The following is a 14,281-nucleotide window of genomic DNA, read 5'->3' as shown; positions in this document are numbered from 1 at the left end:
CCGATGTGGAGCGGGTGATGTCACTTTGTAGCCGAGATTGGATAAAACTGACCTAATGTTTAATCCGATTGGTATGAGGCGCTGGAAGCAGAGGATGCGAAGCGGCAGGGGCGCAAGCTGGCCCAGCAGGTGCTGGCGGACGAGCTGACCGAACTGGTACACGGCAAGGGGGCGCTGGCGGCGGCGCAGCGCATCAGCGAATCGTTGTTCAGTGGCGAGGTAGCGCGCCTTGGGGAGAGCGATCTGGCCCAGCTGGCGCAAGATGGCATGCCAAGCAGCTGCATCAAGGGGGAAACGGATCTGGTGACCCTGCTGGTGGAGTGCGGCCTGGCCAACTCGAAGCGGATCGCCCGCGAGCTGCTGGCGGCGGGAGCCGTCAGCGTCAACGGTGCGATCCGCCGGGATGAGCCGCTCACCGCCGACGATCGGCTGTTCGGCCGCTACCTGCTGCTGCGCCGGGGCAAGAAGCAGTACCACCTGGTGATCTACTCATGAAGGGGTGAGCGCCTCGATGACGTAGTCGAGGAAGTGGCCGACCAGGGCCGACTCGGCCCGGCGCTGGGTATAGAGGGCGTAGAAATGGGCCCCCTTGGGGCGATAGTCCGGCAGCACTTCGCGCACCCCCCCCTCGGCCAGCTCGGCCGCCACCAGGTAGCGCGGCAGGCGGGCTATCCCCAGTCCCTGGCGCATCCCCTGGTGAATCGCCTTCTTGCTGCTGAAGGCCAGTTCGCCCGCTACCTCGAGAGGGATCTCGCGCCCCTGGGCAAGCAGGGGCCAGCACTCGTGGCGGCCGTACTCCTGGCTGCGGGTGATGAGGCTGTGCTGGTGCAGATCCTGCGGTGTGGTGAGGGGCGGGTGGCGGTCCAGGTAGTCGGCGCTGGCGCAGAGCACCAGATCGTCCACCGCGATGGGGCGCGCCAGGTAGGGCTGGGTGCCGAGCTCAGTGCTGCGAAACGCCACGTGCAGATTGTCGCGCAGCAGGTCGGCCGGGGTATTGCTGAAGTCGGCGATGATCCGCACCTCCGGGTGGTCGGCGCGAAAGCGCAGCAGCACCGGAGTCAGCACCACTTCTCCCCAGAGATCCGGCGCCGTGATGCGCAGCTCCCCGCACAGTGCCGAGCGGCGGCGCTGCAGCCCGTCCAGCAACTGCTCGTGCAGGGCGATCATCTGGTCGGCCTGGCGGTAGGCGAGCTCTCCTGCGTCGGTCAGTTGCACCCGGCGGGTGGTGCGGCTCAGGAGCACGCTGCCGAGGCTCTGCTCCAGGTGGCGCAGATCTTTTGACGCCTTGCTCGGGGTGATGCCGAGCTGGGCCGCCGCCGCGGCGAAGGATCCACAGCGGACGATGGCGACCAGCAGGCGCATCAGGTAGAGGGTGTCGAGCTTGTGGTGACTCATGAGGGGTGGCCTATTGTGTCTTGCTGGGAATGAATGTCTTGCTTGTGCGCCTGATTATATCCTGGTGGCCCGGGTTTATAGTGGCCGCCATGCCATTGCGATCCCGGGAGAGGACGATGAACAAGACATTGGGCGACAGCTTCCACTTCGAGCGAGCCGGATTGCGGCTCAAGAACCGGGCCGTGCTGGCCCCTTTGACCCACAACATGAGCGGCGCAGGCGGTGATCCCGGCCAGGCCGAGCTCGACTGGCTGGCGCGCTGCGCCCGTGGCGGCTTCGGCCTGCTCATCGCCGCCGCCACCCAGGTGCGGCCCGGCGGACGCTGCTGGGCGGGGCAGCCTGCCCTGATGACGGACGCCCAGCAGCAGGCCTTCACGGCCCTGGCCGACAGTGCGCGGCAGGCCGGGGCGCTGGCGGTGGTGCAACTGCATCACGGCGGGATGCGGGCTCTGCCCGAGCTGAACGACGGGGTGCCGGTCGGCCCGTGCGCGCTGGCGCCGGGCGGGCGTTACCCCCTCGGGGTCAAGGGGCTGAGCGAGGAGGAGATTCTGACGCTGATTGACGCCTTTGTGAGCGCCGCCGAACGGGCCCATGGTGCCGGCCTGCACGGGGTCGAGCTGCACGCAGCCCACCACTTCCTGCTCTGCAACTTCCTCAACCCCCTGCACAACCGGCGCACCGACCGCTGGGGGGGCAGCCTCGCCAACCGGGCGCGGATCCTGGTGGAGATAGTGCGCGGCATTCGCGCCCGTCTACCCCGGGGTTTCCTGGTCGGGGTGCGTCTCTCCCCCGAGAGCTATGCCCATATCCAGGGCATCGAACTGGCCCATCAGCTGGCGGTGGCGCGCCTGCTGGCGGACGAGGGGATCGACTACCTGCACTTCTCCATGGGGGACAGCTTCAAGGCGGTGGCGGGGGATCCCGACGGCGGCGCCCTGCTGGAGGCGGTAAGGGTCGGGTTGGCCGGGCGGGTGCCGCTCATGGTGGCGGGCAAGATTAGCGACGCAGATTCGGCGGAGCGGGCTCTGGCCGGTGGCGCCGATCTGGTGGCGGTGGGCACGGCGGCCCTTGGCAATCCGGACTGGATGGAACGGGTGAGCCGCGGCCTGCCTCTGCATGCAGCCCCTTTCACGGCGGCGCACCTCACGGAGGTCGGCTTCACCCCAAGCGCCCTCGACTACCTGGTCGGCATGGGGGCGCTGGCCCCGCGCGATGCGGCCTGAGGGCTTTCATGAACGGGATGCGCTCGGCAGGCTGTTGAGCTGATGTGACAAGGCCCTCGTGAAGAGGGCCTTGTGCGTGTCAGGCGCCGAGAGGGAGCAGGTCGGCGTAGTCCTCGAGCGCCGGGAAGTGCTGGAAGGTGAGCGGCGGCATCTGGCTGTCGGGGTGACGGATGCCGAGCTGGTGAGCGATGCCGAACTCGGCCGAGGCGGCCAGGATCCGCTCGCTGTCATCCACGAAGAGGGTGCGGGCCGGGTCGAACGCCAGCCGCTCGGCCAGTGCCTGCCAGCAGTGCTGGCTCTCCTTCGACCACCCGAGCTCATGGGTGCTCACCATCAGATCGAGGTGCTGGGCGAGGCCGAGGCGTGCATCCTTCACCGACAGGCTGGCGGGATGGGCATTGGTGAAGAGCACCACCTGCTTGCCGGCGGCCTTGAGTGCGGTCAGGAAGGGAATGACGTTGGGGCGCCACTGGATCTTCTCCAGGATCTCCTGTTTGAGGGCGCGGATGTCGAGCCCGAGCGTCCGGGTCCAGTAATCCACGCAGTACCAGTCGAGGGTGCCGTTGACCGCATGATAGTGGGTGTCTATCTGCGCCTTCGCCTCGGCCAGCGGCAGGCCGAGTCGCTCGGCGTAGCGCGCCGGCACCAGGGTTTGCCACAGATGGCTGTCAAAATGGAGATCGATCAGGGTGCCATCCATGTCGAGCAACACGGTATCAATCTGGTGCCAGGGCAGGGGAGTCGACATGGGGCCTCGCGATGTCTGTGGTGATGGGAAAAACGGGGCGCATTATAACGGATTTTTCAGACATCTTTCCCCTCTTTGCCCCGTGGTGTTCGGCAGGGGAGTCGTTTACTCTTGAAACACGATTTTTTAACGAGCAGTCAGCCCCCGATGAGCGATCCCCACAAGCGCAATCCCGTCCACCTCAGTGTCGAGACCATGGCCCATGACAAGAGCAAGCCGGAGATCCTCAAGGCCGAGATCGTGGCCGAGAGCCGGCTGTTCAAGGTGGAGTCCCTTCACCTGAAATTCTCCAACGGCGAGGAGCGGGTCTACGAGCGGATGCGCGGCGGCAATCGGGGTGCCGTCATGGTGGTGCCCCTGTTCGATGCCCACACCCTGCTGCTGGTGCGCGAGTACGCGGCGGGCACCCACTCCTACGAGCTGGGTTTCCCCAAGGGATTGATAGACCCCGGTGAAAATGCCTTCGAGGCGGGCAACCGGGAGCTGATGGAGGAGGCGGGCTTCGGGGCGAGCAGCCTGACCCTGCTCAAGCAGGTGTCGCTGGCGCCGGGGTATTTCTCCAGCCGGATGGACATCTTGCTGGCGCGGGATCTCTACCCCGAGCAGCGGGTCGGTGACGAGCCCGAGCCTCTCGAGGTGATCCCCTGGCCCCTCAACCGGATCGACGAGTTGCTGGCACGACCGGACTTCACCGAGTCGCGCAGCATCAGTGCCCTGCTGCTGGCCAGCAAATGGCTGGCGGAGCAGGGAAATTAGCCCGCAGAGGGTCTGTTTGGCAATCAGAGGCAGAGGTAAGCACCATGCAGGAGTTGTTGGCCTGGATACCCGAGGTCAAGGAGATCGCCCGTGAGGCGGGCAGGATCCTTCACGAGATCTATCGCGGCGGTCAGTTCGAACGCCAGTTGAAGGAGGATGCGACCCCGGTCACCAGTGCCGATCTTGCTGCCGATGCCTACCTCAAACAGGCGCTGGCAGCGCTCACTCCCCATGTCCCCGTGCTGACCGAAGAGGCGGCCGACATCCCCTTCAGCCAGCGTGCGAACTGGCGCCAGTACTGGCTGGTGGACCCGCTGGACGGCACTGGTGAGTTCATCGCAGGCAGCGGCGACTTCGCCACCCTGATCGCCCTGGTGCGGGACAATGTCCCGGTGCTCGGGGTCATCTATGCCCCCGAGTCGGACCTGCTCTACTGGGCGGTGCGCGGTCACGGCGCCTTCAAGGAGGCGAACGGCGAGGTGCACCCCATCAGCGCCATTCACCATGAGCACGATCAGCCCGACTCCCTGGTGGTGGCCATCAGCCGCCGCCAGAAGCTGGAGAACCTGACCAGTCGCCTCAACCCAGCCATCCATTACGAGCTGATCCCGCTGGGTTCCAGCTCCCTCAAGTCCTGCCTGGTGGCGGAGGGGGTCGCCGACTGCTACGTGCGCCTCGGCCCCACCGGCGAGTGGGACACCGCCGCCGCCCAGTGCATCGTCGAGGCGGCGGGTGGCCGCATCCTCAGTCTGGCGCTGCAGCCGCTGCGCTACAACGAGACGGAGTCGCTGGAGAACCCTGACTTCATCGTGATGGGGGACCCTGAGCTCGCCTGGGGCAGGATCCTGGCACACTGAGCCCTGACGTGAGTACCATATGCAACCATCAGGCGGCCTCAGGGTCGCCTGATTGCTTGGTATGTTCTGCTGTTTATTTGCGGAGTTTTTAGGTGGATTCGCTGGTTAATCGGCTTGTGGTAGTGGATCGTCGCAATTACGGGAGGTTAATTGGTGCGTGTTTTCATGTAATTCTGGAAAGATTGATTTAACCAATATAAAAAATCAAACCTGAATGATAATTTGGTTTTATATTTCGCATTATGTGTGTTTTCAGGATTAGATAAAAGCCGCTTGGGCCAATTCTCGCCCAATCTCACTGGCAAACCTCGGTTCAGCCAGTGAGATCTGCCACCGTCCATTTTTGAGAATTAAATTCTAAAGGAGCACAATATTTTTAGATTTTAATACTATATAAAAGTGGTTTACCGATGAGTTTATCTGCAGAGGCCTCCCGGGATCTGTCCGCTTCCCAATCCACCCCGACTGCCAGCAGCTGGCGCCGCCACGACACCCACTGGGTCATCAGCCTGTTCGGCACCGCCGTCGGCGCGGGCATCCTGTTTCTGCCCATCAACCTGGGTCTGGGGGGGATCTGGCCCCTCATGGTGGTCGCCGTGCTGGCCGGCCCCATGACCTTCCTGGCCCACCGCGGGCTGGCGCGCTTCGTGCTCTCCTCTTCCCGTCCCCACGCCGACTTCACCGAGGTGGCCGAGGAGCACTTCGGCAAGATGGCCGGCCGCCTCATCTCGGCCCTCTACTTCCTCTCCATCTTCCCGATCCTGCTCATCTACGGCGTCGGGCTGACCAACACGGTGGAGAGCTTCATGGTCAACCAGCTCGGCATGGCCTCCCCGGATCGGGTGATGCTCTCCGGCGTGCTGGTGTTCGCCATGATCGCCGTGATGCTGGCCGGTGAGCGGGCGATGCTGCGGGCCTTCGCCTTCATGGTCTACCCGCTGGCCGCCATACTGGCGGCCCTCTCCTGCTACCTGATCCCCCAGTGGCAATGGCCACAGATGAGTGCGTTTGAGGGGGGCAGCTTCCTCAACACCGTCTGGCTGGCGCTGCCGGTGACCGTGTTCGCCTTCAGCCACGCCGCCGCCATCTCGGGCTTCGCCAACGTGCAGCGCCGGGAGTATGGCGAGCAGGCGGAGGCCAAGAGCGGCCTGATCCTGCGCAACACCACCGTCATGCTGGTGGGCTTCGTGCTCTTCTTCGTCTTCTCCTGCGTGCTGAGTCTCTCCCCGGCCCAGCTGGCCGAGGCCAAGGCCCAGAACGTCTCCGTGCTTTCCTATCTCGCCAACATCACCGACAACCCGGTGATCGTGACCCTGGGGCCGCTCATCGCCTTCATCGCCATCAGCTCCTCCTTCCTCGGTCACTTCCTCGGTGCCCGCGAAAGCCTTAAGAACCTGATCGCCAAGCCCACCGGCCTGTCGCTGGCGAAGGCGGACAAGGTCGGCATCGCCCTGATGTTCTTCGCCATCTGGGGGGCGGCCGTCATGAACCCGGGCATCCTGGGGCTGATGGAGACCCTCTCCGGCCCGGTGATCGCCATGATCTTGTTCATCATGCCGGTGGTGGCCATCTACAAGGTGGAGGCGCTGGCCCGCTTCCGTCACCGCGGGACCAACGGCTTCATCCTGGTGACCGGTGCCCTGGCGGTGTCGGCCCTGCTCTTCAGCCTGATGAAGTGACCGCGTTTCGCGGACAACAAAAAGAGAGAGGCGACCCTGGGATCGCCTCTCTCTTTTTGCTGCGTCAGCCCAGCCTGGCGCCGTTCTCCACCCCCTGCTCCGGGATGGCGATCACCACGGCGCCGTCCGGCCGGTAGAAGCCGGTCAGCAGAAACTCCGACTGGATGGGGCCTATCTGCTTGGGGGGGAAATTCACCACGGCGACGATCTGGCGGCCCACCAGATCCTCCGGTCGGTAGAGGTCGGTGATCTGGGCGCTGCTCTTGCGCACCCCGAGCCCGGGGCCGAAGTCCGCCCACACCTTGTAGGCGGGTTTGCGAGCCTCGGGGAAGGGCTCGACCCGCACCAGGGTGCCGACCCTGAGCTCCACCATCTCGAAATCCTGCCAGCTTATGGTCTGCATCTTGGCTCCTCCTCTGCCATGGCTTGCATGGGCTCCAGCATGCCGCGAACGAAGGGCGCTGTCTTCGGTGAAGGGCCGCCCGGTTACGGCAGGGGGCCGTTTTGTCGGCGCCAGAGGGTGGGGGTGAGGCCGGTCTCGGCCAGGAAACGCTCCGCGAAGGCCCCCTGATTCTGGTAGCCGCAGCGACTGGCCACCTCGCCGATGGGCAGGGCGGTCTGGGCCAGCAGGGTGCGCGCCAGCGTCAGGCGCCGCGCCAGGATGTAGCGGGAGACGCTCATGCCCACCTGCTGGCGAAAGGCGTGCTTGAACTGGCTCTGGCCGAGGCAGGCAATGGCGGCGAGCCGCTCGTTGGTGAGGGGGTCTGCGAGGTGGGCTTCCATATGACGCTGCACCTTGGCGATACGAGGGGCTATGCGGGGAGCGACGGCGGGGCCCATGCCGCGTCCCTCGGTCAGCAGCCCGAGCCACACTTGATCCATGCCGGCCACGTGGCGCCCCTCGGCCACCATGCGGTGCAGGAAGGCGAGGTAGTGGCGCTGGGCCTCATCCAGCTCGACGAAGGGGCGGTCCCCCAGGGCTGCCGGCAGCCAGTGGCTCTCTTGCACCAGAAACACGTGCGCCGGGTCGGCGGCGTAGTCGTGGCGAAGGCCAGGGGCGATGATGCAGGCAAAACCGGGGGCGAGGCGACATCCCCGGCCCTGCACCTCGATCTCGAGGGGGCCGACGAGGGGGATCACCAGCTGGGCGTGGTCATGACTGTGGCTCTGTATGTCGCTCTGGTAGTGACGCAGGCTGAAGGGGGAGGCGGCAGATAAGCATGACGCGGCACCGGGCCGCGTCATTGAAAGGGATGCATCGTTTGCCATGGGCAGCCGCATTACTCGGCGTCGAAGTCTTCGATCTCTTTGCCAAGGGCTTCCATGATGGCGCGGGCCTCGGCGGGGACGCTGTCCGGGTGATCCTTGCGCAGGTCGTCGTCACAGGGCAGCGGCTGGCCGGTGAAGGCGTGCAGGAAGGCTTCGCAGAGCAGCTCGCTGTTGGTCGCATGACGCAGGTTGTTCACCTGGCGACGGGTGCGCTCATCGGTCAACACCTTCAGCACCTTGAGCGGGATCGAGACGGTTATCTTCTTGACCTGTTCGCTCTTCTTGCCGTGCTCTGCATAGGGGCTGACGTAGTCGCCGTTCCACTCTGTACCCATGTTCCACCTGTAGTCGTTTGGCCGTGAGCGCGGATTTTAACCCTTAAGGAATTCAATGGCAATCCAACAGCAAAGCCATTTAGACGTCTAGAAGTGTTGACGGCTTTTTTAAGGTGGCGTAGTGTGGTGCACCATGGGCCGGCAGTCCGGCCAGCGAAAATGAGAGCGGGGCTGGACGACCCACGAGGCGGACCGGCTCCGGCAACCCATCAAGGAGAGTGACATGACCCACAAGGCCACCCTGGCGGTACGCACCGGGATTGAGACAGACACGCAGCACGGTGCCGTGGTGCCCCCCATCTACCTCTCCAGCAACTACACCTTTGCCGACTTTGGCGAGCCCCGTCAATACGACTATGCCCGCTCCGGCAACCCGACCCGCACCAATCTGGCGGACGCCCTGGCGGCCCTGGAAGGGGGGGCCGGCGCCGTGGTGACCGGCACCGGCATGGGGGCCGTTCACCTGGTGACCACGGCTCTGCTCAAGGCGGGGGATCTGCTGATCGCCCCCCACGACTGCTACGGCGGTACCTGGCGCCTGTTCGAGTATCTGGCGGCCAAGGGCCACTACCAGGTGCAGTTCGTGGATCAGGGAGACGAGGGGGCGCTGGCCGCCGCACTGGCCCAGAAACCCGCACTGGTGTGGGTGGAGACCCCCTCCAATCCGCTGCTGCGGGTGGTGGACATCGCCGCCATCGCCGAGGCCTCCCACGGGGTGGGGGCCCAGGTGGTGGTGGACAACACCTTCCTCTCCCCCTTGCTGCAACAGCCCCTGGCCCTTGGTGCCGACGTGGTGGTCCACTCCACAACCAAGTACATCAACGGCCACTCCGACGTGGTAGGAGGTGTGGCGATCGCCAAGGATCAGGCTCTGGCCGACTCCCTGGTGTGGTGGGCCAACTGCCTGGGGCTCACCTCCGGTGCCTTTGACTCCTACCTCACCCTGCGGGGCCTGCGCACCCTGGCTCCGCGCCTGCGCACCCATCAGGAGAACACGGATCGCATCCTCGCCTTCTTGCAGCAGCAGCCGCTGGTCAAGCGGATCTATCACCCCAGCCTGCCGAGCCATCCGGGCCACGACATTGCGCGCCGTCAACAGTCCGGCTTTGGCGCCATGCTAAGTTTTGAGCTCGATTGCAACGAGACGGGGCTGCGCGCCTTCCTCGCGGGGCTGCGCCTCTTCTCGGTGGCGGAGTCCCTCGGCGGGGTGGAGAGTCTGGTGGCCCATCCGGCCAGCATGACCCACAGGGCCATGACCCCTGCGGCCCAGCAGGCGGCGGGTATCAGTGCCCAGTTGCTGCGCCTGTCGGTGGGGATCGAACACGGTGAGGATCTGGTGGCCGATCTGGCCCAGGGGTTTGAACAGGCGCAGTTGGCACAACAGGCAGAGCAGGTGAAGTAATGGAACAACAACAAGGAGAGTGTGTGGTGGCAACAGAGGCAGTCTTCAAGCGGCGCCATGTACACAAGTTCGGCGGCAGCAGCTTGGCGGATCCGGTCTGTTATCGCCGGGTCGCCAGCATCGTCGAGCAACAGGTGGGGGGCAACGAGCTGGTGGTGGTCTCCGCCGCGGGCAAGACCACCAACCGGCTGATCCAGCTGGTGGAGCTGGCGGAAGCGGGGGATGAGGCCGCAGGCGAAGCCATCACCGCCCTGCACGCCTATCAGCAGAGCCTGATCGACGGCCTGCTGGAAGGGGAGCTTCACCTCGATCTGAGCCAGCAATTGACGGGCGACATGCAGCTGATCGCCAAGACCCTGGAGGGGCAGTTTGACCGCTTCGAGCGCAACGGCCTGCTCGCCTTTGGCGAGGTGTGGTCCGCCCGTCTGCTGGCTGCCCTGCTCACCAGCCGGGGTGAGGCGGCCGCCTGGCTCGATGCTCGCAGTTTCCTGCGCGCAGAAGACGGCGCCCTCATCAAGGTGGATACCGCCCTCTCCAGCGAGCTGCTCAAGGCCCGCCTGGCCGAGCACGCCGGTCGCATCGTGGTGACCGGCTTCATCGCCGCCGACATGGAGGGGCGTTCCCTGCTGCTGGGGCGCAACGGCTCCGACTACAGTGCCAGCCTCCTGGCGGCGCTGGCGGACGGCGAATCCACCACCATCTGGAGCGACGTGGCCGGGGTCTACAGTGCCGACCCGCGCCGGGTGAAAGAGGCGCGTCTGCTGGAGCGCCTGAGCCTGGCCGAGGCCAACGAGCTGGCGCGCCTGGGCTCCTCGGTGCTGCATTCGCGTACCCTGCAGCCGGTGGCCGACAGCCGTCAGCGCCTCACCCTGCGCTGCAGCTACAATCCGGACGAAGGCTGCACCCACATCCTGCGCCGTGCGCCCCGCTCCGGCGGTGCCCGCATCGTCTCCTCGGTGGATCAGATAGCCCTCATCGAGCTCAAGGTGCTGCCGCAGACTGACTTTGAGCAGACAGTGGCGGCCATCGAGGCCCATCTGGCCCGCCATCGCCTCCATCCGCTCACCCTGCAGCGCCAGCCGGATCGGCGGGTGCTGCGTCTGGCCTACACCCTGGAGGTGGCACAAGGGGCCTTCGAGGTGCTCCGTGACTTCCAGTTGCAGGGCAACTTTACCGGCCTCATCCAGAAGGAAGGGTTCAGCCTGGTCGCCCTGGTGGGGGCCGGCGTCACCGACAATGCCGAGCAGTGCCACCGTTTCTACCAGCTGCTGGCGGATCAGCCTCTGGAGTTCGTGCAGGTGGCCAAAGACGGCCTGAGCCTGGTGGCCGTGCTGCGCCAGATCGTGCTGGAGCCGCTGCTCATCGCTCTGCACAGTGCCCTGTTCAGCCGCCCGACCCGGGTCGGGCTGGTGGTGTTCGGCAAAGGCAATATCGGCGGTCACTGGCTGGGGCTCTACGCCCGCGAGAAGGCGCGCCTCGAGCATGAGCTCAATCTGGCGCTCACCCTCTACGGGGTCTTCGACTCCAAGGGCGGGCTGCTGGACGAAGAGGGGCTGGATCCCCTCAAGGTACAGGACAACTTCAATCCCAAGCCGCTTATCTGGCCGGAGCTGCTCTCCCAGCTGGAGCAGCACAGTTTTGACTCCCTGATCGCGCTCGACATGACCGCCAGCGAGACGGTGAGCCGCTACTACCCGGACTTTGCCCAGCTCGGCATCCACATCATCGCCGCCAACAAGTTTGCCGGTGCCGCCGACAGCGAGTTTTACCAGCGCATCAAGCAGACCTGCCGCGACCACCAGGTGCAATGGCGCTACAACGCCACCGTGGGGGCCGGGCTGCCCATCCAGTCCAGCATCCAGATGCTGCGCCAGAGCGGTGACCGCATCCAGGGGGTCTCCGGCATCTTCTCCGGCACCCTCTCCTGGCTGTTCCAGCAGTATGACGGCACTCGCCCCTTCTCCGAACTGGTGGACGAGGCGTGGCAACACGGCCTGACCGAGCCGGATCCCCGGGAGGATCTCTCCGGTCAGGATGTGCGCCGCAAGCTGCTCATCCTGGCGCGGGAGGCGGGCTTCGAGCTCGACTCCGCCGACATCGAGCTGGAGAACCTGGTGCCGGTGGCCCTGCGCAAGGTGACCGCCGATCAGTTCATGGACAGGCTCAAGGAGCTGGATGACCCTATCCAGACCGCCTTCGAGGGGGCGCGCCGGGTCGGCAAGGTGCTGCGCTATGTCGCCCGATTCGAACACGACGGCAAGGCCCGCGTCGGGCTGGAGGCGCTGGAGCCCCATCACCCGTTTGCCAACCTCTTGCCCTGCGACAACGTGTTCGCCATCGAGAGCGACAGCTATCGCACCAACCCCCTGGTGATCCAGGGGCCGGGAGCGGGCCGGGAAGTGACGGCCGCCGCCATCCAGTACGATCTCTGGCAGATCTGCGCCAGCCTCTGAGGCTGCGTGACACGATGCAATGAGAAAAGGCGCCCCAGGGCGCCTTTTCTGTTATCGGGTGGTGGAGTTACCAGAACAGCCGGCCCAGGAGGGGGGCGAGCAGCACGGTGGCCATGCCGGCGATCATCATCACCATGCTGGAGACCACCCCCTCCTCGTTGCCCATCTGATAGGCCCTGGCTGTCCCGGCCCCGTGGGCCGAGGCACCAAAGCCCGCGCCCTTGCCGAGGCGGCTGCGGATGGCGAGCACGGTGAGCACGCTTTCTCCCACCGCCATGCCGATGACGCCGGTCAGCACCACGAACAGGGCGGTGAGATCGGCGTTGCCACCCACAGAACGGGTCGCCTCCACCGCGAAGGGGGTGGTGATGGATCTCATGGCCATGCTGCGCTGCAACAGCTCGGAGAGGTTGAGCCAGCGGGCCAGCAGCACTGTGCTGCCCACCGCCATCACCACGGACGCCACGACCCCGACCGAGAGGGAGAGCCAGTGGCGGCGCATCAGCTGGCGATTCTCGTAGACGGGCACTGCGAAGGCGACGGTGGCAGGGCCCAGCAGCCAGAGCAGCCAGTGGGATTCGGCCATGTAGTCCCGGTAGGGAATGTGGAACAGCATCACCACGGCCACCAGCAGGGTGGGGGCCAGCAGCAGCGGCATCAGGGGCAGGATGCGCTTTTTGCCATAGAGCCACTTGCTGGCGTAGTAGAAGAGCAGGGTCAGGGCGAAGCAGAGCAGGCCGAGCAGGGTGTCAGACATGGCGGCGACTCCGGCGGGCCAGCTTCAGCTCGAGGCGATAGACCCTGTCCACCACCAGCGCCGTAGTGCCGAGCACCAGCACGGTGCTGACGATCAGGACCACCATGATGCGCCACCCCTCCTGCAGCAGCAGCTCCTGATAGTTGACCACGGCCACCACGGCGGGGACGAAGAAGAGCAGCATCTCCGCCAGCAGCCAGCGGGCCCCGGCACTGAACCACTGGGCCTTGACCACCCCGAGCAGGATGCAGACCAGCAGCAGCAACATGCCGGTGAGGTTGGCGGGCAGGGGCAGGTGCAAGGTGCGCACTGCGATGTCGGCCAGCAACCAGATGGCCGCCAGCAGGGCGATTTGGAAGGGGGTTTGCAACCAGCGAAGGCAGAGGGTTTTCATGGCAAGCGTCTTTCTGTGAACCTGCTCACAGTATAGAGAGGGACCAAACCTGCAAAAAATGAATTTAAATTATCAAAATCATGCCAAATAGGCATGATTTAGCCAGCCATCCCCGTCAAGAGAGCACCATGGATATTCGAGCCTTGCGTTACTTCGTCGAGCTGGTGCGGGAGCAGAGCTTCACCCGCGCCTCCGAGAAGCTGTTCGTCACCCAGCCCACCATCAGCAAAATGATCCGCAACATGGAAGAGGAGCTGGGCCAGCCCCTGCTGAGCCGGGTCGGCCGCCGCTTCACCCTGACCGACAGCGGCCAGGTGCTGTTCAATCGGGCCCAGACCATCCTGGCGGAGATGCAGCAGCTGGAGGCGGAGCTGGCGGATCTGCAGAGCCTGCAATCCGGGCGTCTTGCTCTCGGCATCCCGCCCATGGTGGGCCATGTCTATGCGGATCTCATTCGTACCTATCGCAGCCGCTACCCCGGTGTGGAGCTATCCATCGTCGAATATGGCGGGCGGCGCATCGAGCAGGCGGTGCTGGCGGGGGAGCTGGATCTCGCCATCACCATGCTGCCGACCAGGGAAGAGGGGGCCCTCTGCACCCTGGATCTGGACAGTTACCCCATCCGGGTGGTGCTACCGGACCTGCCCCGCTGGCGCGAGGGGGGCGAGATCCGGCTGGAGGCTCTGCGGGACGAACCCTTCCTGCTCTATACCCAGGCCTTCACCCTGAGCGAGCGGCTGGAGCAGGCCTGCGAGCAAGCCGGGTTCGTGCCCCAGGTGGCGGCCCGCAGCAGCCAGTGGGACTTCCTCACCGCCATGGTGCGAAGCGGCATGGGGGTCGCCTTCCTGCCAGAGCCCATCTGCCGGCGGCTGACGCCGGACGGGCTGGTGTTGCGCCCTCTGGCCCCGGCGCTGAGCTGGCGACTCGGGGTGATCTGGCCAGGGGATCGCTACCTCTCCCGCACCGCCGAGGCCTGGCTTGCCCTGTGCCGCGAGCAGGGCTGAGGGGCGGGC

At 65.4% G+C, this 14,281-nt stretch carries 14 protein-coding genes and 1 pseudogene; 8 read left to right on the top strand and 7 right to left on the bottom strand.

Annotated features, from left to right (window positions below):
* Window positions 1-75 precede the first annotated feature (75 nt).
* A pseudogene (locus PG896_RS11240) lies at window positions 76-495 on the top strand (S4 domain-containing protein); the annotation flags it as partial.
* On the opposite strand, the gene PG896_RS11235 reads toward PG896_RS11240, so the two are convergent.
* Window positions 490-1,395 carry a LysR family transcriptional regulator gene (locus PG896_RS11235; RefSeq protein WP_270835719.1) on the bottom strand — a complete coding sequence of 302 codons (906 nt, stop codon included), beginning with the start codon at window positions 1,393-1,395 and terminating at the stop codon, window positions 490-492. The pseudogene PG896_RS11240 and the gene PG896_RS11235 overlap by 6 nt on opposite strands.
* A 116-nt stretch (window positions 1,396-1,511) precedes the next feature.
* On the opposite strand from PG896_RS11235, the gene PG896_RS11230 reads away from it, so the two are divergent.
* Window positions 1,512-2,618: an NADH:flavin oxidoreductase gene (locus PG896_RS11230; protein ID WP_161470344.1), complete on the top strand. Its 1,107-nt coding sequence runs from the start codon at window positions 1,512-1,514 to the stop codon at window positions 2,616-2,618.
* A 79-nt stretch (window positions 2,619-2,697) separates the two neighbouring features.
* Here PG896_RS11230 and yrfG read toward each other — a convergent pair whose 3' ends face one another.
* Window positions 2,698-3,366 carry a GMP/IMP nucleotidase gene (gene yrfG / locus PG896_RS11225; RefSeq protein ID WP_161470343.1) on the bottom strand — a complete coding sequence of 223 codons (669 nt, stop codon included), beginning with the start codon at window positions 3,364-3,366 and terminating at the stop codon, window positions 2,698-2,700.
* 147 nt (window positions 3,367-3,513) lie between these two features.
* On the opposite strand from yrfG, the gene nudE reads away from it, so the two are divergent.
* The 3 genes from nudE (at window position 3,514) to PG896_RS11210 (ending at window position 6,658) form a co-directional block, all read left to right on the top strand.
* The gene (gene nudE / locus PG896_RS11220; RefSeq protein ID WP_039040577.1) at window positions 3,514-4,122 is read left to right on the top strand and encodes an ADP compounds hydrolase NudE; all 609 of its coding nucleotides are present in this window, start codon (window positions 3,514-3,516) and stop codon (window positions 4,120-4,122) included.
* A 44-nt stretch (window positions 4,123-4,166) separates the two neighbouring features.
* Window positions 4,167-4,979 (top strand): 3'(2'),5'-bisphosphate nucleotidase CysQ, encoded by an 813-nt coding sequence (gene cysQ / locus PG896_RS11215; RefSeq protein ID WP_270835718.1) that lies wholly within the window; start codon window positions 4,167-4,169, stop codon window positions 4,977-4,979.
* A 410-nt stretch (window positions 4,980-5,389) separates the two neighbouring features.
* Window positions 5,390-6,658, top strand: a complete 1,269-nt coding sequence (locus tag PG896_RS11210) for an aromatic amino acid transport family protein (RefSeq protein WP_270835717.1) — start codon at window positions 5,390-5,392, stop codon at window positions 6,656-6,658.
* Between the two features lie 64 nt (window positions 6,659-6,722).
* Here the strand turns inward: PG896_RS11210 and PG896_RS11205 are convergent, their stop codons facing one another.
* From PG896_RS11205 to metJ, 3 genes are all read right to left on the bottom strand, one after another.
* Window positions 6,723-7,061 (bottom strand): tRNA-binding protein, encoded by a 339-nt coding sequence (locus tag PG896_RS11205; protein WP_206219381.1) that lies wholly within the window; start codon window positions 7,059-7,061, stop codon window positions 6,723-6,725.
* Window positions 7,062-7,144: 83 nt separating this feature from the next.
* On the bottom strand, window positions 7,145-7,903 hold the full coding sequence (locus PG896_RS11200) for an AraC family transcriptional regulator (protein WP_270835716.1): 759 nt from the start codon (window positions 7,901-7,903) through the stop codon (window positions 7,145-7,147).
* 35 nt (window positions 7,904-7,938) lie between these two features.
* Window positions 7,939-8,262 carry a met regulon transcriptional regulator MetJ gene (gene metJ, locus PG896_RS11195; protein WP_005327165.1) on the bottom strand — a complete coding sequence of 108 codons (324 nt, stop codon included), beginning with the start codon at window positions 8,260-8,262 and terminating at the stop codon, window positions 7,939-7,941.
* A gap of 223 nt (window positions 8,263-8,485) precedes the next feature.
* Between metJ and metB the strand changes: the two genes are divergently transcribed.
* Entirely contained in the window at window positions 8,486-9,664 is a 1,179-nt protein-coding gene (gene metB / locus PG896_RS11190) for a cystathionine gamma-synthase (RefSeq protein WP_069651922.1), read from the top strand.
* Window positions 9,664-12,117 (top strand): bifunctional aspartate kinase/homoserine dehydrogenase II, encoded by a 2,454-nt coding sequence (locus PG896_RS11185; RefSeq protein WP_128296181.1) that lies wholly within the window; start codon window positions 9,664-9,666, stop codon window positions 12,115-12,117. Before metB ends, PG896_RS11185 begins: the two co-directional genes overlap by 1 nt.
* A 67-nt stretch (window positions 12,118-12,184) precedes the next feature.
* Here the strand turns inward: PG896_RS11185 and PG896_RS11180 are convergent, their stop codons facing one another.
* Together PG896_RS11180 and PG896_RS11175 are read right to left on the bottom strand one after the other, a co-directional pair.
* Window positions 12,185-12,874, bottom strand: coding sequence for an LrgB family protein (locus PG896_RS11180; protein ID WP_010675703.1), 690 nt, complete (start codon window positions 12,872-12,874; stop codon window positions 12,185-12,187).
* Window positions 12,867-13,268 carry a CidA/LrgA family protein gene (locus PG896_RS11175; protein WP_039040574.1) on the bottom strand — a complete coding sequence of 134 codons (402 nt, stop codon included), beginning with the start codon at window positions 13,266-13,268 and terminating at the stop codon, window positions 12,867-12,869. Before PG896_RS11175 ends, PG896_RS11180 begins: the two co-directional genes overlap by 8 nt.
* Window positions 13,269-13,396: 128 nt before the next feature.
* Here PG896_RS11175 and PG896_RS11170 point away from each other — a divergent pair, with 128 nt between their 5' ends.
* On the top strand, window positions 13,397-14,272 hold the full coding sequence (locus tag PG896_RS11170; protein ID WP_171865714.1) for a LysR family transcriptional regulator: 876 nt from the start codon (window positions 13,397-13,399) through the stop codon (window positions 14,270-14,272).
* Window positions 14,273-14,281 lie beyond the last annotated feature (9 nt).

The sequence above is a fragment of the Aeromonas sp. QDB30 genome (assembly GCF_027707645.1).
In the GTDB taxonomy this organism is placed as follows: Bacteria; Pseudomonadota; Gammaproteobacteria; order Enterobacterales; family Aeromonadaceae; genus Aeromonas; species Aeromonas caviae.
The sequence above is the reverse complement of the archived record's forward strand: the minus strand, read 5'-3'. Positions and strand labels throughout refer to the sequence as shown.

Coding starts and splice junctions, on each gene's coding strand:
- PG896_RS11235 (WP_270835719.1), bottom strand. CDS start 1,395: ATGAGTCACCACAAGCTCGACACCCTCTACCTGATGCGCCTGCTGGTC.
- PG896_RS11230 (WP_161470344.1), top strand. CDS start 1,512: ATGAACAAGACATTGGGCGACAGCTTCCACTTCGAGCGAGCCGGATTG.
- yrfG (WP_161470343.1), bottom strand. CDS start 3,366: ATGTCGACTCCCCTGCCCTGGCACCAGATTGATACCGTGTTGCTCGAC.
- nudE (WP_039040577.1), top strand. CDS start 3,514: ATGAGCGATCCCCACAAGCGCAATCCCGTCCACCTCAGTGTCGAGACC.
- cysQ (WP_270835718.1), top strand. CDS start 4,167: ATGCAGGAGTTGTTGGCCTGGATACCCGAGGTCAAGGAGATCGCCCGT.
- PG896_RS11210 (WP_270835717.1), top strand. CDS start 5,390: ATGAGTTTATCTGCAGAGGCCTCCCGGGATCTGTCCGCTTCCCAATCC.
- PG896_RS11205 (WP_206219381.1), bottom strand. CDS start 7,061: ATGCAGACCATAAGCTGGCAGGATTTCGAGATGGTGGAGCTCAGGGTC.
- PG896_RS11200 (WP_270835716.1), bottom strand. CDS start 7,903: ATGACGCGGCCCGGTGCCGCGTCATGCTTATCTGCCGCCTCCCCCTTC.
- metJ (WP_005327165.1), bottom strand. CDS start 8,262: ATGGGTACAGAGTGGAACGGCGACTACGTCAGCCCCTATGCAGAGCAC.
- metB (WP_069651922.1), top strand. CDS start 8,486: ATGACCCACAAGGCCACCCTGGCGGTACGCACCGGGATTGAGACAGAC.
- PG896_RS11185 (WP_128296181.1), top strand. CDS start 9,664: ATGGAACAACAACAAGGAGAGTGTGTGGTGGCAACAGAGGCAGTCTTC.
- PG896_RS11180 (WP_010675703.1), bottom strand. CDS start 12,874: ATGTCTGACACCCTGCTCGGCCTGCTCTGCTTCGCCCTGACCCTGCTC.
- PG896_RS11175 (WP_039040574.1), bottom strand. CDS start 13,268: ATGAAAACCCTCTGCCTTCGCTGGTTGCAAACCCCCTTCCAAATCGCC.
- PG896_RS11170 (WP_171865714.1), top strand. CDS start 13,397: ATGGATATTCGAGCCTTGCGTTACTTCGTCGAGCTGGTGCGGGAGCAG.